The sequence below is a fragment of the Algibacter amylolyticus genome, assembly GCF_014202225.1.
GTDB classification, from domain to species: domain Bacteria; phylum Bacteroidota; class Bacteroidia; order Flavobacteriales; family Flavobacteriaceae; genus Algibacter_B; species Algibacter_B amylolyticus.
The window spans coordinates 768,306-787,035 of the sequence record NZ_JACHGE010000001.1 but is presented as its reverse complement, the minus strand read 5'-3'; the positions used below and the strand labels follow the sequence as shown (position 1 = coordinate 787,035).

22 protein-coding genes are annotated in these 18,730 nt (G+C 34.4%); 9 read left to right on the top strand and 13 right to left on the bottom strand.

The window, feature by feature from the left end:
- Nucleotides 1–25: 25 nt before the first annotated feature.
- The gene (locus HNQ90_RS03345) at nt 26–2,698 is read right to left on the bottom strand and encodes a TonB-dependent receptor domain-containing protein (RefSeq protein ID WP_144115222.1); all 2,673 of its coding nucleotides are present in this window, start codon (nt 2,696–2,698) and stop codon (nt 26–28) included.
- A 139-nt stretch (nt 2,699–2,837) separates the two neighbouring features.
- Here HNQ90_RS03345 and HNQ90_RS03340 point away from each other — a divergent pair, with 139 nt between their 5' ends.
- The 4 genes from HNQ90_RS03340 (at nt 2,838) to HNQ90_RS03325 (ending at nt 6,300) form a co-directional block, all read left to right on the top strand.
- Nucleotides 2,838–3,860 (top strand): LacI family DNA-binding transcriptional regulator, encoded by a 1,023-nt coding sequence (locus HNQ90_RS03340; protein ID WP_144115221.1) that lies wholly within the window; start codon nt 2,838–2,840, stop codon nt 3,858–3,860.
- 51 nt (nt 3,861–3,911) lie between these two features.
- A complete protein-coding gene (locus tag HNQ90_RS03335; RefSeq protein ID WP_144115220.1) occupies nt 3,912–4,706 on the top strand; it encodes an undecaprenyl-diphosphate phosphatase in 795 nt (264 codons plus the stop codon).
- Between the two features lie 12 nt (nt 4,707–4,718).
- The gene (truB, locus tag HNQ90_RS03330; RefSeq protein ID WP_144115219.1) at nt 4,719–5,435 is read left to right on the top strand and encodes a tRNA pseudouridine(55) synthase TruB; all 717 of its coding nucleotides are present in this window, start codon (nt 4,719–4,721) and stop codon (nt 5,433–5,435) included.
- A 109-nt stretch (nt 5,436–5,544) separates the two neighbouring features.
- Nucleotides 5,545–6,300 carry an energy transducer TonB gene (locus HNQ90_RS03325; RefSeq protein WP_241678320.1) on the top strand — a complete coding sequence of 252 codons (756 nt, stop codon included), beginning with the start codon at nt 5,545–5,547 and terminating at the stop codon, nt 6,298–6,300.
- Here the strand turns inward: HNQ90_RS03325 and HNQ90_RS03320 are convergent.
- On the bottom strand, nt 6,287–6,901 hold the full coding sequence (locus tag HNQ90_RS03320) for a thioredoxin family protein (protein WP_144115218.1): 615 nt from the start codon (nt 6,899–6,901) through the stop codon (nt 6,287–6,289). The genes HNQ90_RS03325 and HNQ90_RS03320 overlap by 14 nt on opposite strands.
- Nucleotides 6,902–7,030: 129 nt before the next feature.
- Here HNQ90_RS03320 and HNQ90_RS03315 point away from each other — a divergent pair, with 129 nt between their 5' ends.
- Both HNQ90_RS03315 and HNQ90_RS03310 read left to right on the top strand, forming a co-directional pair.
- Nucleotides 7,031–7,594, top strand: coding sequence for a DNA-3-methyladenine glycosylase I (locus HNQ90_RS03315; RefSeq protein WP_144115217.1), 564 nt, complete (start codon nt 7,031–7,033; stop codon nt 7,592–7,594).
- A 7-nt stretch (nt 7,595–7,601) separates the two neighbouring features.
- Nucleotides 7,602–8,285 carry a DUF2490 domain-containing protein gene (locus HNQ90_RS03310; RefSeq protein WP_172625811.1) on the top strand — a complete coding sequence of 228 codons (684 nt, stop codon included), beginning with the start codon at nt 7,602–7,604 and terminating at the stop codon, nt 8,283–8,285.
- 13 nt (nt 8,286–8,298) lie between these two features.
- Here HNQ90_RS03310 and aat read toward each other — a convergent pair whose 3' ends face one another.
- The 3 genes from aat to HNQ90_RS03295 form a co-directional block, all read right to left on the bottom strand.
- Nucleotides 8,299–8,928: a leucyl/phenylalanyl-tRNA--protein transferase gene (gene aat / locus HNQ90_RS03305; protein ID WP_144115215.1), complete on the bottom strand. Its 630-nt coding sequence runs from the start codon at nt 8,926–8,928 to the stop codon at nt 8,299–8,301.
- A gap of 97 nt (nt 8,929–9,025) precedes the next feature.
- Nucleotides 9,026–9,403 carry a DUF3127 domain-containing protein gene (locus tag HNQ90_RS03300; protein WP_144115214.1) on the bottom strand — a complete coding sequence of 126 codons (378 nt, stop codon included), beginning with the start codon at nt 9,401–9,403 and terminating at the stop codon, nt 9,026–9,028.
- A 51-nt stretch (nt 9,404–9,454) separates the two neighbouring features.
- Nucleotides 9,455–10,324 (bottom strand): flavin reductase family protein, encoded by an 870-nt coding sequence (locus tag HNQ90_RS03295; protein WP_144115213.1) that lies wholly within the window; start codon nt 10,322–10,324, stop codon nt 9,455–9,457.
- Nucleotides 10,325–10,536: 212 nt separating this feature from the next.
- Here HNQ90_RS03295 and HNQ90_RS03290 point away from each other — a divergent pair, with 212 nt between their 5' ends.
- A complete protein-coding gene (locus tag HNQ90_RS03290) occupies nt 10,537–11,691 on the top strand; it encodes a sensor histidine kinase (protein WP_144115212.1) in 1,155 nt (384 codons plus the stop codon).
- Nucleotides 11,692–11,699: 8 nt separating this feature from the next.
- Complete coding sequence (locus HNQ90_RS03285) at nt 11,700–12,050, top strand: hypothetical protein (RefSeq protein ID WP_144115211.1); 351 nt, start codon at nt 11,700–11,702, stop codon at nt 12,048–12,050.
- Here HNQ90_RS03285 and HNQ90_RS03280 read toward each other — a convergent pair.
- Together HNQ90_RS03280 and greA are read right to left on the bottom strand one after the other, a co-directional pair.
- Nucleotides 12,045–12,434, bottom strand: a complete 390-nt coding sequence (locus tag HNQ90_RS03280; protein WP_144115210.1) for an HIT family protein — start codon at nt 12,432–12,434, stop codon at nt 12,045–12,047. The genes HNQ90_RS03285 and HNQ90_RS03280 overlap by 6 nt on opposite strands.
- A gap of 6 nt (nt 12,435–12,440) precedes the next feature.
- Nucleotides 12,441–12,914: a transcription elongation factor GreA gene (gene greA, locus HNQ90_RS03275; RefSeq protein ID WP_144115209.1), complete on the bottom strand. Its 474-nt coding sequence runs from the start codon at nt 12,912–12,914 to the stop codon at nt 12,441–12,443.
- Nucleotides 12,915–13,172: 258 nt separating this feature from the next.
- Between greA and HNQ90_RS03270 the strand changes: the two genes are divergently transcribed.
- A complete protein-coding gene (locus HNQ90_RS03270) occupies nt 13,173–13,601 on the top strand; it encodes a hypothetical protein (RefSeq protein WP_144115208.1) in 429 nt (142 codons plus the stop codon).
- On the opposite strand, the gene HNQ90_RS03265 is transcribed toward HNQ90_RS03270, so the two are convergent.
- The 6 genes from HNQ90_RS03265 to HNQ90_RS03240 are packed head-to-tail and all read right to left on the bottom strand — an operon-like array spanning nt 13,587 to nt 18,616.
- Nucleotides 13,587–14,663: a HesA/MoeB/ThiF family protein gene (locus tag HNQ90_RS03265; RefSeq protein WP_144115207.1), complete on the bottom strand. Its 1,077-nt coding sequence runs from the start codon at nt 14,661–14,663 to the stop codon at nt 13,587–13,589. The two genes, HNQ90_RS03270 and HNQ90_RS03265, sit on opposite strands and share 15 nt — an antisense overlap.
- A gap of 21 nt (nt 14,664–14,684) precedes the next feature.
- Nucleotides 14,685–15,794 carry a 2-iminoacetate synthase ThiH gene (gene thiH, locus HNQ90_RS03260; RefSeq protein WP_144115206.1) on the bottom strand — a complete coding sequence of 370 codons (1,110 nt, stop codon included), beginning with the start codon at nt 15,792–15,794 and terminating at the stop codon, nt 14,685–14,687.
- A 9-nt stretch (nt 15,795–15,803) separates the two neighbouring features.
- The gene (locus tag HNQ90_RS03255; protein ID WP_144115205.1) at nt 15,804–16,574 is read right to left on the bottom strand and encodes a thiazole synthase; all 771 of its coding nucleotides are present in this window, start codon (nt 16,572–16,574) and stop codon (nt 15,804–15,806) included.
- 50 nt (nt 16,575–16,624) lie between these two features.
- Nucleotides 16,625–17,266, bottom strand: coding sequence for a thiamine phosphate synthase (thiE, locus tag HNQ90_RS03250; RefSeq protein WP_144115204.1), 642 nt, complete (start codon nt 17,264–17,266; stop codon nt 16,625–16,627).
- A gap of 1 nt (nt 17,267) precedes the next feature.
- Nucleotides 17,268–18,020, bottom strand: a complete 753-nt coding sequence (locus HNQ90_RS03245) for a hydroxymethylpyrimidine/phosphomethylpyrimidine kinase (protein ID WP_144115203.1) — start codon at nt 18,018–18,020, stop codon at nt 17,268–17,270.
- Nucleotides 18,017–18,616 carry a thiamine phosphate synthase gene (locus HNQ90_RS03240; protein ID WP_144115202.1) on the bottom strand — a complete coding sequence of 200 codons (600 nt, stop codon included), beginning with the start codon at nt 18,614–18,616 and terminating at the stop codon, nt 18,017–18,019. Before HNQ90_RS03240 ends, HNQ90_RS03245 begins: the two co-directional genes overlap by 4 nt.
- Between the last annotated feature and the right edge of the window lie 114 nt (nt 18,617–18,730).

Here is an 18,730-nt window from a genome sequence, read left to right as displayed (position 1 = left end):
AATCAAACTAAACTAATTATATTACTTAAAAGTTAAATGTTGCTGTTAAGAAAAATCTACGAGGTAAAATAGGTCTTCCGAAGAAGAACTCTGCGTCTCCTGCTTGATTTACATTTCTAGGATCGCCCTCCGTAACACCTTCATCATTGAATAAGTTGAAAACAGAAAACCCTAACCTTAACGTATCATCACTATCGTTATCTCCCATTGCAAATTCGTAACCAGCACCAATTCTAGCAATTGTAATGGCATCCAACTCTACTGTATTATTATCGGCCGCGAACTTACTTCCTGTATGGTTAAAAGAAAATAAAGCATCGAATGCACCATCATCATAATAAGCTCCTAAACTTCCTAAAAAGTTAGGTTGTCTTGCTAATTCATTCCCTTCGTTGGTTGTAGAAGATGTATTGGTAGTTAAATCTGTAGATACGTTTTTAGAAATCTCATGATCTTGGTAAGTAGCCGTTCCTCTTAAACTAAGGTTATCGGCTAAACTATAATCAAAAGTGGCCTCTAGACCTATAGTTTTAGTACTTTGTTCAGATCGAGTTAAATCGACTAAAGATCCGCTAACAAAACCTTGATCTATTTTAATCCTGTCGCTTAAACCTACGTAATAAGCTGCAACAGATCCTTTTAATTTTTCTGTTCCTAATTTGGCTCCAACTTCAAATTGAATAATTTTTTCTGAATCGTACTTACTTCCTGTAACGCCTGTTGCTATAGGAGCAAAACCTCTAATTTGTGGAAAAAAGAACCCTCTTGAAAAGTTGGCATATAAATTCACTTTATCGTTTAATTTATATAAACCGGCAGCAGAAAGTGCCCAATCTGTAGCGCTAACATCTGCTCTTGTAAAACTACCATCGGCAAAATTAACGTTTGCTAATTCTGGAGTTAATGTAGCATCATCATAAACTTGACTTTCTACAATGTTACCTTTACTAAAAGTACCTTGAGTATTTTCAATTCTTAAACCAACATCAAAACGCCATTTATCTAAAACCATCTCATCTGTTAAATAAACTGCTGTTTTATTTTGAGATAAAAAATTATTTGAAGTCATACCAATTCTGTTATACAATCCACCTGTAGAAAAGGTAACATCATTTCCGCCTGCATCAACATAGTTTAAGTTTACCAATTTAGGATTGTTATTAAACTCAGATAATACTCTGTATTGGTAATTAACATCTTCAGCTTCTGTTCTTGCCAAATAAACACCTCCAGTAATATTGTGTGTTCCGTTAGTTACCTCTATAGTTTTAGTTAACGACGCTTCTCCAGAATAATCTGTCATAGGACGTAATCTATCCACATGCAAATTATCTACAACTAAATCCGACCCATTAATAGCTGCACTAGTGCCTTGGTATTGTGCTGTAAACCCTAGGTTTCCGGGAGCCACATTTTCTACATATTCATTTAAAGTAATTGGGTTGTTGTTAGCACCATTACCACCAACATACAATGCAAAATTGTGCTTGTAATTTGCATATTTTACTTTCGATTTAAATTTTAAATCATCAGCAAAATCATATTTAAAATCTGCCATTAAATAACCACCTTGCGTAGAAACACCATCTTCAATAGGACTTTCGTAAGCACCACCAGCAGTTAAAAACGACGTGTTTGCTAACTCGCCAGATAGTAGCTGCTCCACAGCCTCACCATCATTACCGTTTATTCTTTTTCTGTTTCCATCTAATGGTAATGGCATAATAAATTGCGCATTATCATTTATAAATTGTCCATGCACTGTAAAAGATCCATTTTCGAACTTCTTTTTAATATTAGCTCTAAACTGCACTCCTTTTGTTGGCATTCCCGTTTCAATTGGCCCATCATCTTTTCTAACAAAACCAGTAAATGCGTAATATGTGTTAGAATCTTCGCCCCCTAATTTACCACCAGTATAAAAGTCGGTTTTTAAACGGCCTTTATCTGCCCATTCCATGTTAATAATATTTTCTTCGTTGGAATCTCCTGTTTTACTTGTATAGTTAATAATACCAGCTACAGACCCTGCTCCATATAATACAGCAGCACCACCACGAACAAACTCAACACCTTTAAAACCTATATCTGGTCTTGCATACACATCATGCGCAGAAGAGTTTAAACCAAACGTACTCATTAATGGCATTCCATCATATTGAAGCGGGTTAAATACATATTGCCCTCCAGATGGTAAACCTCTAACAAAAACATTTGAAGCTGTTTCTCCACCACCACCTTCAGCGGTAATACCAGGAATACTTCTTAAAATATCAGCTTGACTATTTGCAGAAAGCTTGGTTATTTCATTCTGCTTTAGCGAGCTAATAGACATTGGCGTGTCCTTTTGCGACCTAAAAGTTGCCGAAGCAGTAAGTACTACTTCATCTAAAGAGTTACCACCCTCTACCAATACAATTTGTAATGTAATTGGTGTTCCGTTAAGGGTTACGGTTTGCTCTTGAGCCTCATACCCTAAATAGGATATTTTAATTTTTTGAACTCCAGTTAAATTTGTTGAAAAACTAAAATTTCCATCAAAATCTGATGTGGCTCCAGATGTACTTCCAATAATAAGAACATTAGCCCCGGTTACTGGCACACCTAAATTGTCTTTAACAGTTCCTGAAACATCCGTTTGTGAAAACGTTGCAGCAATGCTAAACATACATAGTAGTGTAAAAATAATTTTTTTCATTTTATTTAGAATTAGTTAATTTAAAGACAAATTTATAATCACTTTGACAATATAAGTGCTAATTATTTATGATATTGTCACGCAAACGATTGCGGGAACGATTGCAATTTGCTTTTTTAACAAAAAAGAAATAAAAAACATGAAAAAAGAGCTAGTTACCTTAAAAAAAATAGCACAAATACTTGATTTATCGACCTCTACAGTTTCTAGGGCGTTAAATGATCATCCAGATATTAGTGAGGCCACTACTAAAAAGGTAAAACAACTTGCCCAATCCCTGAACTATGTACCTAATATTTTTGCGAAGGGGTTTAGAAAACATCGTTCTAACATAATTGGCGTTATTGTACCTAATATTACCCATTATTTTACAACCACTATGGTAAGAGGTATTTTAGAAGAAGCTGCCATAAAAGGCTATCGTGTTATTATATCTGAATCGAATAACGATGTATTAAAACAAACCGAAATGCTAAACACCATGATGCAATTTGGTGTAGATGGCATACTAGCCTCGTTAACTAAAATGACAAGAGATATAGATAACATACTACCTATACTAAATAAAGTTCCATTAATTCTATTTGATAAAGTATCCAATAAAATACCATGTACTCAAATTACAATTAACGATGAAGAAGCAGCATATAATGCTATTGAACACTTAATAAATATTGGAAAAAAGCGCATTGCCATTATTAAAGAGCGTGAGTTCTCATATACCTCAGAAAAACGATTTTCTGGATATTTAAAAGCCTTAAAAGATCATGATATTGAAATTGACGAAAAAATAATTATTAGTGTAGACGATATTTCCTTAATACAAGGTAAACGTATGGCAAATCATTTATTGAGTATTAAAAAGAGGCCCGACGCAATTTTTGCCATTACAGATAGTGCAGCAATAGGTGTGATACAAACCTTAAAAAAATTCAACATTAATATTCCTGAAGATATTGCTGTGGTAGGTTTTAGTAATTCCTCACACTCAACAATAATAGAACCTAAACTTACAACCGTAGACCAACCGGGAGAAAAAATTGGTAAAAATGCTGTTAAATATTTAATAGAAGAAATTGAAAGTACCACCGATATACTTACCAATAAAATGATAGAAATAAAAGGAAACCTAATAATTAGAGATTCTACTTTTAAAGTTTAATATTTTTATTCGAAATACATTTTACTTACTCAATTTTAATACTTTTGCGCCATGGAAATTATAGACGCAATCATATTAGGGATTATTCAGGGACTTACAGAGTTTTTACCTGTATCATCTAGTGGACATTTAGAATTAGGAAAAGCCATTCTTGGCGATAATTCGGTGCCAGAAGAAAGTTTATTATTTACAGTTGTGCTTCACTTTGCCACAGCATTAAGTACCATAGTTATTTTTAGAAAAGACATTTTAGATCTTATTAAAGGTGCTTTAAAATTTGAATGGAATGACGATTTACAATTCATTTCTAAAATTGCTATTTCCATGATTCCGGCAGTTATTGTTGGTTTATTTTTTGAAGAACAATTAGAAGCGCTTTTTGGAGGTAACATTTTATTAGTTGGCTGCATGTTAATCGTTACAGCTGTCCTTTTATTTTTGGCAGATAAAGCAAAAAACACCGAAAAAAAAGTAAGCTTCCAAAATGCATTTGTTATTGGAATTTCGCAAGCTATTGCTATGCTACCAGGAATTTCGCGTTCTGGAGCCACAATTTCTACATCGGTTTTACTAGGAAACGATAAAACTAAAGCAGCTCGTTTTTCATTTTTAATGGTCGTGCCTTTAATTTTTGGGAAAATCGCTAAAGATGTTTTAAGTGGCGATTTAACCTATGACTCTGGAAACTTTACGGCACTTTCTATTGGATTTGTTGCTGCCTTTGTTGCGGGCTTATTTGCTTGTACTTGGATGATAGCTTTAGTAAAGAAAAGCAAACTTTCTTATTTCGCTATTTATTGTGTGGTGGTTGGTATTATTGCCATTGTTTATTCACTATTAAACTAAAATCTAACACACTTGAAAACACTTGACGATTATCTTTCTGGAGAAGTTTTACTTATAGACAAACCCTTAAACTGGACGTCCTTTCAAGTGGTTAATAAATTGCGTTGGGAGATCCGTCAAGCTTTCAAAATAAAAAAGATAAAAGTAGGACACGCGGGTACTTTAGACCCATTAGCTACTGGCTTACTAGTGATTTGTACCGGAAAAATGACCAAGCAGATAGATACGTTTCAAGGTCAAGTAAAAGAATACACTGGAACTATTGTTTTAGGAAGCACCACACCATCTTACGATTTGGAAAGCGAGATAAACGAAACCTTTCCAATCGTTCATATTTCTGAAGATTTAATCTACAAAACTACCGAGCAATTTATTGGCGAAACGCAACAATTTCCTCCTGTATTTTCGGCATTAAAAAAAGATGGCAAACGTTTATACGAATTTGCTAGAGCTGGCGAGCATGTAGATATTCCATCGAGAACTGTAAACATTTCAGAATTTGAAATCACTAAAATTGATTCATCCATCAAAGATTCTATACACGTTAATTTTAGAGTGGTTTGCAGCAAGGGCACATACATCCGCTCCTTGGCAAACGATTTTGGAAAAGCCTTAAACGCTGGAGGTCATTTATCGGTATTAAGACGTACAAAAATTGGAAATTTTGATGTTTCAAATGCTAATTCTATTGAAGGTTTTATTGCCGGTTTAACTACCGAAAAGCAATAAATCTTTCTTAAAACTTGCTTCTTTCAGCATAAAAAAGAATCCTAAAGCCTTTAAATTTAACAGCCTAAAACGTTTAGAAGCTGTGCTAATTAAAACTTTTTACCGTATTTTGCCGTATATACTAATACGCCCCCTAATTGATAACAACGTATTGCACCTTAATAATCAACATAAATCCCTACTTATTACGCTTCTAATTTCTGGAACTGTAGTACTCTCTGTTTTCAATTTAAGCTTAAAACAACAAGATAAATATGCCTCTGAAAGTTACTACCTTATGGAACCGGAAGAAGAACCTACTGAAGAGGACATAAAAGCTATTGAAGCTTTGGAAAATCGTAACAACGCCAAAGCCGAAACTAACGACGCTTTTAATGAAACCCAAAAGGCAAAGCATTTTGCTCAAGCGTACAAAACCATAGCCCCACCCGAGGATTATGTTCCTAAAACGAACACCTCATCTAACGAATCTGCTCCCGCTAGGAAAACATATGAAATACCAGAAGTATCTAGTTTAAACAGCGAGGAACTATCTAAATTTAGTAAAGTAAATGATTTACTAAAAAAGCAGCAATCCGACGGAAACAACTCAAAAAGTTCTATTCGCTATTCATTATTAAACAGAAAAAAAATACACATACCAATACCAGTTTACTTATGCGAAGTAGATGGTAAAATTGTAGTTAACATTACGGTTAATGCCAACGGAAAGGTGGTTGATGCGTATGTAAACAATTCGTCTACATCAAACAATGCCTGTTTAATGGAACACGCTATCGATTATGCTAAACGTTCCCGCTTTACTCCCGATGCGGCTAAAGAGAGCCAAATAGGCACAATTACCTTCTTTTTTATTGGTAAATAGGTGTTACAGCCGTAAGTATTTCAACCACATCACTAATTATATTTTGCCCTTTATCCTTGTTATACCAGTGTTGTAAATCTTCTTTAAACTCTGGGGTAAGCGCACCATGTTTAGCCTTAAATCTATTTACATAACTTGTAGCTTCACTTGGTCTAGGTCCATAAGTATTTAAAACCTCGCCCGTTTCATTATCAAGTATAATAAGTTTTGCTATCGCTCTTCCTCCGTTGGTTAAAAACATATCCATAAGCTCTAAATTCTCATCACGAAACACGATTTTCACATCAATATTAGGATTTAATTCGGCTATTTTATTTAATGCAGGCACCACATGCGCCGCATCACCACACCAACTTTCCGTAATAATTAACCACGTTGTTTTTCTATTAAAAGCTTCTATTTTTTCCTTAGCCACTTCGGCTACCTTAATGGTTTTATCCCAACGCTTCATGCGCCTATCGTTAAGCTTTGTATAATTTGCTAAAGCTTCCGTTTTTTCTAATCCTGTATTAGATTTTTCTTCTGCTAATTGCTTTACCAAAGCTCTATATTCCTGATAAGTAATACTTTTAGCTAAACTTTCCTTTATAATTTGATTCATAATACGCGTTTTTAAAAAAATCCTTCAACAAAATTAAAGTCTTCAGATTTTATATAAGGTGATTTTTGTCATACTTTTACTTTAAACCTTACAGTCTTTTTAAGAAGATTGAATTATAGTGGTATCAAGATGAAAAAACACAGATGCGGTTGGTGTGAAGGCGACGCTTTATATGAAGCTTACCATGATAATGAATGGGGTGTTCCCGTTTATGATGATGACACCTTATTCGAATTTTTAATTTTAGAAACATTTCAAGCCGGTTTAAGTTGGATAACCGTGTTGCGTAAACGCGAAAACTTCAGAGCCGCTTTTGATAATTTTGACTACAAAAAAATAGCCAATTACCAACAAACTAAAATTGATGCTTTACTTCAAGATACCGGAATTATAAGAAACAAACTAAAAGTTAATGCTACCGTTAGTAACGCTAACGCCTTTATAAAGGTTCAAGAAGAATTTGGTAGTTTTAGTAAGTATATTTGGGGCTTTATTGATGGTAAACCTATTAAAAACAGAGTAAATCATTATAAAGACGCTCCAGGAAATACCCCTTTAAGCGATACCATTAGTAAAGATTTAAAAAAACGTGGATTTAAATTTGTTGGTTCTACAGTAGTTTATGCACACATGCAAGCTACAGGAATGGTAAATGACCACGAAGTGGATTGTTTCAGGTACCAAGAAGTTTAGTTTTTTTATGCTGAAAACATTTCTAAATAGCATTATACTGTTACACCTTTTAACCTGTTTTAATGGCTTTTCTCAAAACAACTTTAATGTTTTAGGTGAATCGTTAGTAGCCATAAATCATAAGACAACAGAAACATACAGTTATAACTTCACCTTTAGAAGTCGCTATTTTTTAAACCTAACCAATAATTTCAGCTACCAACAGCAACAGGTTGATGTCTTTCATTTTTCGCATTTTAAATTAAATACAAATACTAAACTTAGCCTTGGGGTTTATTACAGAAATCGAGATTGGTTTGAATCTGGACCCGACGAGTTACGTTTTACGCAACAATACAATTACACTAAAAAGAAATTAGGTAAAAGTTACGGGCACCGATTTAGAACCGAACAACGTATTTTAGGTAACAAAACTATTTACAGACAACGATACCGATTTTCTTTAAACAGCCCTTTAAAAGGTAATACTTTAGAAATAGGGTCTGCGTATTTAACAAATGCTATTGAAGGCCTTTTAAGTTTAAGTAAAGCCTATAAACCCGAAACGGATATAAGGATTTCAAGCCAAATTGGATGGCTTATTACAGAAGCTTTAAAACTTCAAACCGGATTAGAACACCGCTATGAAGCTTTTAATTTAAAGGCTAAACATAATTTATTTGTGTTGACTTCGGCGGTTTTGAGGATTTAGAAAAACAACCTTTTCACTCCTTCAAAAACTCCAAAAAAGTATCTCTAGAAACCTCTTCTGCACCCAGGCTTTCTAAATGATTCGTGTAGACTTGGCAATCTATAAGTTTATAATTAGTGTTCTGTATAAACGATATAAATCCCACTTTACTAGCGTTACTTACTTTAGCAAACATGCTTTCGCCACAAAACACGCCATTATTTAAATCGACTCCGTAAAGCCCACCAACTAACTCGTTATTTTGCCATACCTCAATCGATTTGGCAAATCCTAATTCGTGAAGTTTTACATAAGCCTCAATCATATCGTTAGTCACCCAAGTGCCATCTTGTCCGTTTCGCTTTACCAAAGCACATTGGGTAATTACAGCTCTAAAATCTTGGTTTACGGTGACTTTAAAATCTGAGTTTCTTAGCACCTGCCTCATACTTTTTGAAACCTTAAGCTTTTGGGGATATAGCACAAAACGCGGATCTGGAGACCACCACAAAATAGGGTTACTATCATCAAACCAAGGAAAAATGCCGGATTTATAGGCGAGTAGTAATCTTTCGGTAGATAAGTCGCCTCCAACAGCTATAATGCCTTCGGCGGATGCATTATCCACATCTGGAAACCATATTTTTTCAGTTAGATATTGCATAGTAGTAAATATAAAAAAACCTCAACATTTAGATAAATATTGAGGTTAGTGTTTTTATGACCCTTCCGTCTTTTAATTCTTTAAGGAATTAAAAAATTTAGAACGGTAAATCGTCGTGATCTTCTTCTTTTAAATCTCCTGCAGGCTCAAAAGCATCTGCTGGTGGTACTGGTGGTACATTTCCTGATGCACCTTCAGCTTGTGCAGCTTCAATTCTCCATCCTTGAATAGAGTTAAAGTATTTAGTTTCACCTTGAGGGTTTACCCACTCTCTACCACGAAGATTAATGCTTATTTTAACTTGTTGTCCTTCTTTATAGCTGTTTAACAAATCTGTTTTATCTTGAACAAATTCCACCATAATATGTTGTGGATATTGCTCTTCAGTTGTTACAACAATTTCTCTTTTTCTAAACCCATTACTACCAAAAGTTTGAGTTTCTCCTACCATTTTTATTCTACCTTGAACTTCCATTTAATCTATAATTTAATCTTTATTAATATTCTTTATGATCTGCCTTATTGTTTAAGACAAAAGTACTTTAATTGCGCTTTCTACATCACCAAAACTAAGATAGTTTTTAGCTAACTTATGTTTCTCGATGGCTGTTACCGATGCTATATTAGGATATCGTTCTGCCACGTCTTCAATAAAAGTTGTTATACTTTCTTGGGTTGGTAAGGCCTCAATATTCCCTAACATTCCTAAATCATTTCCGGTTAAAACCGTACTGTTTTTAACACCCTCTGGTAAAGCATCAACACCAATACCTAATGTAGCTATGGGCTTTGGTATTTCAAAAAAACCATCTTTAGCTCTGCTATAATAACTACCGCCTGCTCTGGCAATCAAATCTAACTTGTTTTGGTCTATAGCCCCATTTTCATCTAGTACAGCATCATCAATATGAAGTTTTACAACTTCGCATATTATCAAATTACCTGCACCACCTTGGCTACCTAATTTCACTATTTCATTTACCTTACACTCAAATTGTACTGGTGCTTCGGCTACTCTAAACGGTTTTACAAGGTCTGATTTAAGCATGGTTAAACCCGCTTTTTCAAACTCATTAACACCTTCAGGGTATTCTGTACTACTTAATGACATTTGGTGCACCATGTTATAATTTACAACGTTAATAACAACTTCTTTTGTTATTTCAGCATTCTGTAACGTATGCTTTGTTGTATTATTTTTTACGCGTCTTGCTGGCGAAAAAATTAAAATTGGTGGGTTTGCACTAAATACATTAAAAAAACTAAATGGCGACAAATTTGGGTTTCCCTCGGCATCCATCGTACTCGCAAAAGCAATAGGTCTTGGAGCAATAGCACTTAACAAATAACCATGTAATTTACTGGTTGATAAGCTTTTTGGATCTATTGACGGCATTAGTTAATTTTATTTTTACAAAACTAATCAAAATAAAGGTGAAAATTTAATCTAGTTTTCAACATTCCCCTAGTCTCTGTCAACAATCTAACTTTATTTAGCATTTTAAGCTTCATATGTAAGCAATAAAACATCTTAAAACAGAGTTACTAACAACTTGAACAATAATATTAGCAGATTTGCATTATATTACCACAAAATATCTATTGTAAATGATTTTCACCAAACATAGCAATGCATTCCGTTGGGCTATTGTTATAGCATCCTTTATTGTTGTTTCCCTTATACTCTGGAAAACTTACGAATTTTTTCAGCATTTTAAAGATGAGGAACGCACCAAGATGGAAAACTGGTCGTTTGCCCAAAATGAGATTATAAACTCGGATATAAATACAAGTTTAGAACTTACGTTACAAATATTAAACAGTAACAAAACAACACCCATGTTGGTTATTAATGAAGATGGCTCGCTATACAGCTCCAACAATATTGATGAAACTAAACTAACCGATTCTAAATATGTAAAAAAACTTATTGAAACTTTTAAGGAAGAAAATGAGCCCATTCCTGTAAAAATTGGAGATAGCATTTCTAGCACCATTTACTATGGTAATTCGCCTTTGCTTAATAAATTAAAATACTACCCTTTGGCGTTACTACTAATCATAGTGCTGTTCGTAGCACTTATTTTCTTTTTTTACAGCAGTAACAAAAACGCTACGCAAAACAAATTATGGTCTGGTATGGCTAAAGAAACGGCACACCAAATTGGTACGCCTTTATCTTCTTTAATAGGTTGGACCGAAATCCTTAAAACCGAAAACGTAAATCCGGATTACATTGTTGAAATGGAAAAAGATGTAGACCGGTTAAAAACCATTACCGAGCGTTTTAGTAAAATTGGCTCTTTACCTGTTTTAGAAAAGGCAGATATTATAAAAGAAACGTTAGACTCTTATGATTACTTAAAAACAAGATCTTCAAAACTTGTAAATTTTGACATTATAGTCCCTGAAGGCGAAATTTACGTAAATTTAAACAAGCAACTATACAGTTGGACTATTGAAAACTTAATTAAAAACGCTATTGATGCCATGAAAGGCAGAGGAAAACTTACTGTAGAAATTTCTCAATTAGAAAATAATGTAATGGTAAGTGTTACTGATACTGGAAAAGGTATTGCAAAAAAGAACTTTAATAGCATTTTCGAACCGGGCTTTACCACAAAAAAACGTGGTTGGGGATTAGGCTTGTCTTTAGCCAAACGTATAATTGAAGATTTCCATGATGGAAAAATTAAGGTCCTTCAATCTGAAAAAGATAAAGGGAGCACCTTACAAATAAGTTTAAAACGCGCTAGCCAATAGTTAAACATATGCCAGAAAAACTCATTGATATTAAACAAGTAGCACTACCAAACAACTGTCCGGAGTGTTTTAGTAAAGAAGGTTTGCGTTTAACTTTCAAACAAAAAATAAAAGAATCTAATTTTTATAAATCAATAACTACAGATATTAGTCATGAACTAAACTGTACCACCTGCAATTCTGTTATTTACCCTGTACAATGGACGGATGATATTGAACGTGTTTTTGAATATCAAAAGAAGGCCTTTACACCAAAAAAGGCATCAACTTACATAAAAAAAGCGTTGTGGATTATTATTATTTCAAGCGTTGTACTAATAGCTTTAATACTAGCTTTAGTGTTCTATTTAAAACTATAATTCAGCATTAATAGCTTCAGCTAAAGCATTAAATTCTTCAGTGGATAATTTAACCTTTTGAATAAAACGCGCATCTTCCATAGACTGTAAAGGAATTAAATGTACATGTGCATGAGGCACCTCTAGCCCAATTACAGAAACACCTATACGTTTACATGGCACCGCTTTTTTAAGCGCTAATGCTACGGTTCTAGAAAAAGACATTAATCCATTATAATCGGCTTCATCCAAATCAAAAATTTTATCAACTTCTTTTTTAGGAATACATAGCGTATGCCCTTTTGCATTAGGATTTACATCTAAAAATGCTAAAAAGTCTTCTGTTTCTGCTACTTTATAACATGGTATCTCACCATTAATAATTTTTGTGAATATAGATGCCATAATAATTTATCTAGTAATTTCTACGATATCAAATTTAATAACGCCATTAGGCACTTGAATTTCTGCAACATCTCCAACCGATTTACCTAACAAGCCTTTACCTATTGGTGAGTTTACAGATATTTTACCTGTAGCTAAATCTGCTTCACCATCTGCAACCAAGGTATAATTCATTTCCATACCGTTGGTTTGATTTTTTATTTTAACTTTCGATAACACCAATACTTTTGAGTTATCTAATTGCGATTCATCAATTACACGTGCTCCTGCTAAAGCATCTTCTAATTTAGAGATACGCATTTCTAACATACCTTGCGCCTCTTTAGCCGCATCGTATTCTGCATTTTCACTTAAATCACCTTTATCTCTAGCTTCTGCAATTGCTCTTGAAGCTTTTACGCGCTCAACATCTTTAAGTTGTCTTAACTCGGCTCTTAACTTTTTTAACCCTTCTGGTGTATAGTATGATACTTTACTCATTTCTTCATCGTTTAACTTAATAAAAGATGCTGATAAACTTCAAAAATTATGCTTTGAAGTATTCAGCAAATAAAAAAATCCCGCTTACACGAGATTGTAAAACAAAAGTACAAAATTTTAGTTAATTATGTATCGAAAACATTAATATACTTTACCTTAGACATTGATTGAAAAACTATTAAAACCTACTAAGGAAAAACGTTAAACTAACAAGTAGAAATACAATTTATTGTAAATTGCAATCCTATTCTTTTGATTATGAAACTATTTATTTGCTCCTTATTATTGTTAACATTAACCGCTTGCAGTAGCAATTCTGTAGATGACAGAAACTGTAATTTTTTGCTAGATATTGGAGTTAACTTCACCATAGATTTAAGTTTACCACAATACAGCCAATTAACGTTTGCAGGAAATTCGGTTTACCTGGAAAACCAAGGTAATGCCGGCATTATAGTGGCTAGTACAGGGGCAGATTTCTTTGCTTGGGATGCAGCGGATCCAAACCATGCGCTATCCGATTGCTCTGTAGTAATACCTTCTGGACTAAACGGCACTTGCGGTTGTGGTGATGAGAACACCTATAATTTTGTTACCGGAACCTTGGCTGGAAATAACGGATTGAACTGTCCGCTAAAAAACTACCGTGTTCAAGTAAATGGTAATTCGCTTTTAATTTTTAATTAAAAATTTAGCAGGTAAACCGTTTCTTAAATTTATTAGAATCGTGTTTAACAATACATCTCGCAAAAACAAAATAGCCTTTTTACTGCGCGTACCAGATTTACAATACACCACAAGTGGCTTGTTTGTGCTTATTTCATGGTAACGTTCTGGAAGCTGACTTAAAGGTATATGTAAACCACCTATATCATACTGTTCGCGTTCCGAAGTTTCACGAACATCTAGCAGATTATAATCGGATGTATTTTTAAGTAATTCGTCTATTAAAATATCTTGATCTACTGATTCTATCCCACAGAAAAAATTATAATCTTCCTCTAATATTAGGATATTTGATTCATCGGTTTTAGAGAAACTTAAAATTATCTGACGCATAGATAATACATCAAAAACCAATAATTTATTAACTAGCACGCCTTTTAAACCACAAATTATTTTAATAACCTCATTGGCTTGCAAACTCCCTATTATACCCGGTAAAACTCCCATTACACCAATATCGGAACAATTTGGCGATGTGTCTGGTTTTGGAGGTGTTGGATACAAACATCGATACGTTCCGCTGCCATTAAAATTAAACACACTTACTTGCCCTTCAAACTTAAATATGGAGCCATAAACCAATGGTTTATTTGTAATTACAGCAGCATCATTGCACAAATAACGCGTTTGAAAATTATCGCTTCCATCCACTATAATATCGAAGGCTTTAAAAAGTGAAAGGGCATTTTTTATGGTAAGCTTATCCTTAAAAATCTGAAATTGAACAAAAGGATTTAACCTAGCTAATCGCTTTACAGCAACCTCAACTTTTGGCTTACCAACATCATCTAGTGTGTATAAAATTTGACGTTGTAAGTTGGTTTGGTCTACCACATCGTCATCTATTATTCCTAGCGTTCCCACACCGGCAGCCGTTAAATATTGTAATATAGGGCAACCCAATCCGCCAGCACCAATAACCAAAACCTTAGCTTCTTTAAGTTTTAATTGCCCCTTAACACCTATTTCATTTAAAAGTATATGGCGACTATATTGCACCTGCTCTTCTTTGCTTAACATTATATTTATCTATTTATGATGCGTCTAATTGAAATGCTGCCAATCTTTCCAAACAACTTCTAAACCTTGGTTTTTAAGCATTTTGGTGAATGCTTCGGTACTTCTTTCATCTGAAATTTCAAACTGTTCTAGCGATTGCGGTTCTACAGCATATCCGCCGGGATTTGTTTTAGATTCCGAACTAATAGACGTTATACCTAATTGCACAATATGGTCTCTAAAGGTTTCACTTTCTCGCGTAGACATGGAAAGCTCTAAATCTTCATCCAATAATCTATAGGCACAAATAAGCTGTACCAAATCGGCATCGGTCATTTCAACCTTAGGCTCTAAACCTCCGGAGTGTGGACGCAGCCTTGGAAAAGAAATAGAGTACTTTGTTTTCCAATACTGTTTTTGTAAATATTTTAAATGGAGTGCTGTAAAAAAACTATCTGCTCGCCAATCTTCTAAGCCAAATAAAGCTCCTAAACCTATTTTATGAATACCCGCTTTACCCAAACGATCTGGAGTATCTAGGCGATATTCAAAATTAGATTTTTTGCCTTTTGGATGATGTTTTTTGTACTCATTTTTATGATAGGTTTCCTGGTAAACTAAAACCGCATACAACCCATTTTCAATTAGCAATTCATAATCATTTTGCTCTAAAGGCTGAACTTCAATACTGATATTAGAAAAATGCGGTTTTACTAATTTTATGGCATTGTTTAAATAATTGACTCCTACCGTATTATTAGCTTCTCCAGTTACCAACAACACATGATCGAAACCTTTATTTTTCAAGAATTTAACCTCTTTTAAAATTTCACTATCGGTTAAAGTGCGCCTGGGTATTTTATTAGTAAGACTAAAACCGCAATAGGTACATATGTTTTGGCATTCGTTACTTAAATATAAAGGCGCATACATTTGAATGGTGTTACCAAAACGCTTTTTAGTAAGCTCGCGACTCATTTGTGCCATTTGCTCTAAAAACGGCTTCGCCGCAGGAGAAATTAAGGCCTTAAAATCTTCTAAATTTCGTTTATTACTAGCCAAAGCCACTTCTACATCGGCTTTTGTTTTGGCGTTAATACTAGCAAGTGTATCGTCCCAATTAAAAGTATTAAAGTGTGTTTCAAATGTTGCCATAGCCTAAGTTTAATTCAAAAATGAGGTTAACGGACTACTAGCTTCGGCTTGTTTTTTAACTGGTGCTAGTTTTGCTTGGTATGCCATTCGGCCAGCTTGAACCGCCATTTTAAAAGCCTGAGCCATAGCTACAGGATTTTGAGAAACTGCAATGGCTGTGTTTACTAAAACAGCATCGGCACCAATTTCCATGGCATGTGCGGCATGAGAAGGCGCCCCAATTCCAGCATCTACTATTACCGGTACGTTTGATTGTTCGATAATAATCTCTAAAAAATCTTGTGTTTTTAAGCCCTTATTACTTCCAATTGGTGCACCAAGCGGCATAACACATTGCACGCCTACCTCTTCTAACCGTTTGCATAGTACAGGATCGGCATGAATGTATGGCATTACAACAAAGCCTTTTTTAACTAAAGCTTCGGCTGCTTTTAACGTTTCAATGGGGTCTGGTAATAAATATCTTGGGTCTGGATGAATTTCTAATTTTACCCAGTTAGTTTCTAGTGCTTCGCGCGATAATTCGGCTGCAAAAACAGCTTCTTTGGCATTTCTTACACCCGATGTATTAGGTAATAAATTAATTCGGGAGTGGTTTAAATGCAGTAAAATATCATCGTCTTTATCTTGAACATCTACACGTTTTAAAGCCACAGTAATTAACTCACTTTCGGAGGCTAACAAAGCGGATTTCATTAATGCCGAGGAGCTAAATTTTCCGGTACCAGTAAATAATCTAGAGGAAAATATTTTATCTGCTATTTGTAATTTATCATTCATAATAAAAGCAACTTTTATTAAAAGGTTGAGTTTTTTTTTTAATTTTTAGTTTATTCCGGTTTCCAGCGTTGTTCTGGTGCTGTACCGCCGTTAATTAGTTCTTTAAACTTTGTTATTTTGTTAAAATCGCGTGTAATATCGCCTGAAACGGCAATACCAAAAACTCCGGTAATCATGAGGTCCAACACATCATTTAAAGTAATGCCCCCAATAGCAATAATTGGCGTATTGGTGTTTAAAGCTGAAATAATTTCGGTATACCCTTTTTCTCCTAAAACAGGACTTAAATTATCTTTTGTTTCGGTAAAACGAAAAGGCCCTAAGCCAATATAATCCACACCCTTATCGATAAGCGTTTGGCAATCTTGAAGGGTATTTGCGGTACCACCAATAATTTGCCAAGAGGCTAATGCTTTTCTGGCTACCGTTGGGCAAGTATCCTTTTTGCCTAAATGCACACCATCGGCTTTAACTTCTGCGGCCACTTTGTAGTGGTCGTTAATAATTAAACGCGTTTGGAAATGACTGGTAATTTCTCTTGCTTTTTTTGCCGTTTCTAAAATGGTTTTGGAGTCGCATTTTTTTAATCGTAACTGAACCAACTCCGCTCCCGCTGCACAGGCACTATGAATATTATTTAAATGGTCTTGTGGCGTAGCGCCTTGCGATATGTAGTGTAATGTTGTTTTCATGTTATTTTTTAGAATGAAAGCCTAATAATGAGGTATTAGAACTTAAAAATTTTTCGGTGTATTGTTTTCCTTTTAAACACGCTTTAAATATTGGAAACTCTAAGGCTAAATAGCTTGTTATAGCAGATGATAATACACAACCGCTTCCATGTTTTTCGGTACAATTTTTAGATTTAGCATTGAACACAACATGTTTTTTGTTTTTAAGATGAAGTGTGTCTTGCCCTAATTTTTCGAGATGATGCCCACCTTTTAAAAACAGATTGGTTTTAGATTGAATATATGTAATAGTTTCGCTGATGGTTTTCTCTGGGTATAATTGTTGAATTTCGTTGTAGTTAGGTGTAAGCAGATAGATTTTAGATAAAATAACATCTAGTTTTTCTGTAGGATTGCTATGAAAATTAAAATTAGAACTCGATTTTAAAATAGGATCTAATATGATTTTCACATCAGGGTTTAGGCTATGTAATTTGTTGATGATAATTTCTAAAACATCCCAGTTTTGTACAATACCAATTTTTACGAAGTTGATTTGAAACCGTTTGAAAAGCACCTCTATTTGATTTAAAATAATTGAAACTGGCATCCAATGGCAAGTAATAAATGCCTTATCATCTTGTACTGTATTTGCTGTACAAACCGATAAACCATAACATTTTAAGGCTTCGAATGTTTTAACATCGGCGGTTAATCCGGCACCGTTGGTGGGATCGAAACCTGCAATGGTTAATATGTTTGGTCTATTTTTCAAAGTTTGATATTACTATGTGCTGTTTGTAATTGGATGAAACTTTTTACTGGGTTTTCTGCATTCCAAACACCACCTAAAACACCAACGCCTTTAAAACCGAGTTTGAAGGTTTCCAAAATGGTATTGGCATTGATACCGCCCATACCAACAATAAATTTATCGATATGGTTGACGTTAAAACCACGACCCTGGTAACCTGCTTTAGAAATAGATGAAAACACCGGACTTAACAAATGGTAATCGAACTCGAAATGACAGTCGATAAGATCTTGAATTTCATGAAAGGATGAGCTTATGGTTTTACCAAACATGCTTAGGTTTTTAAAATATTGCCCAGGATTATCAATGTGGTCTATTCGCTTTTGTTCTTGAAAATGAATGCCTTTTAAGGGATATGTATTAACAAGCTCATGAAAATAATGCACTACAACCCGGTTGTGATATTGGGCATCTATCTGGTTTAAATATGTACAATGCTGCTCGTAATTTTTTTCGGGTTTTCTAAGATGATAGTATTGCAAACCATGTTGAAATAACTGATTAAGTATTTCGATTTCGTTTGGAATATCGTGTTCTGGTGAAATTAAGACTATCATTTTCTTTATTTTTTGTTTGGCGTTGTGCTATGCCGTATCGCTGAGTTAGGGATTGCGGTGTAAAGCCCACAGCCCGACGTAGGAGGAGCGAGGACTTGCAACGGAAAGCCCGCC

Bases quoted from the DNA above. Each gene is read 5' to 3' on its own strand.
- HNQ90_RS03270 (WP_144115208.1), top strand. From the start codon at position 13,173: ATGAAACTATTTATTTGCTCCTTATTATTGTTAACATTAACCGCTTGC.
- HNQ90_RS03255 (WP_144115205.1), bottom strand. From the start codon at position 16,574: ATGAATGATAAATTACAAATAGCAGATAAAATATTTTCCTCTAGATTA.
- HNQ90_RS03295 (WP_144115213.1), bottom strand. From the start codon at position 10,324: ATGCCGTCAATAGATCCAAAAAGCTTATCAACCAGTAAATTACATGGT.
- thiE (WP_144115204.1), bottom strand. From the start codon at position 17,266: ATGAAAACAACATTACACTACATATCGCAAGGCGCTACGCCACAAGAC.
- HNQ90_RS03320 (WP_144115218.1), bottom strand. From the start codon at position 6,901: ATGAATCAAATTATAAAGGAAAGTTTAGCTAAAAGTATTACTTATCAG.
- HNQ90_RS03285 (WP_144115211.1), top strand. From the start codon at position 11,700: ATGCCAGAAAAACTCATTGATATTAAACAAGTAGCACTACCAAACAAC.
- HNQ90_RS03345 (WP_144115222.1), bottom strand. From the start codon at position 2,698: ATGAAAAAAATTATTTTTACACTACTATGTATGTTTAGCATTGCTGCA.
- HNQ90_RS03300 (WP_144115214.1), bottom strand. From the start codon at position 9,403: ATGGAAGTTCAAGGTAGAATAAAAATGGTAGGAGAAACTCAAACTTTT.
- HNQ90_RS03290 (WP_144115212.1), top strand. From the start codon at position 10,537: ATGATTTTCACCAAACATAGCAATGCATTCCGTTGGGCTATTGTTATA.
- greA (WP_144115209.1), bottom strand. From the start codon at position 12,914: ATGAGTAAAGTATCATACTATACACCAGAAGGGTTAAAAAAGTTAAGA.
- HNQ90_RS03340 (WP_144115221.1), top strand. From the start codon at position 2,838: ATGAAAAAAGAGCTAGTTACCTTAAAAAAAATAGCACAAATACTTGAT.
- HNQ90_RS03280 (WP_144115210.1), bottom strand. From the start codon at position 12,434: ATGGCATCTATATTCACAAAAATTATTAATGGTGAGATACCATGTTAT.
- HNQ90_RS03335 (WP_144115220.1), top strand. From the start codon at position 3,912: ATGGAAATTATAGACGCAATCATATTAGGGATTATTCAGGGACTTACA.
- HNQ90_RS03315 (WP_144115217.1), top strand. From the start codon at position 7,031: ATGAAAAAACACAGATGCGGTTGGTGTGAAGGCGACGCTTTATATGAA.
- thiH (WP_144115206.1), bottom strand. From the start codon at position 15,794: ATGGCAACATTTGAAACACACTTTAATACTTTTAATTGGGACGATACA.
- HNQ90_RS03240 (WP_144115202.1), bottom strand. From the start codon at position 18,616: ATGATAGTCTTAATTTCACCAGAACACGATATTCCAAACGAAATCGAA.
- HNQ90_RS03310 (WP_172625811.1), top strand. From the start codon at position 7,602: ATGCTGAAAACATTTCTAAATAGCATTATACTGTTACACCTTTTAACC.
- aat (WP_144115215.1), bottom strand. From the start codon at position 8,928: ATGCAATATCTAACTGAAAAAATATGGTTTCCAGATGTGGATAATGCA.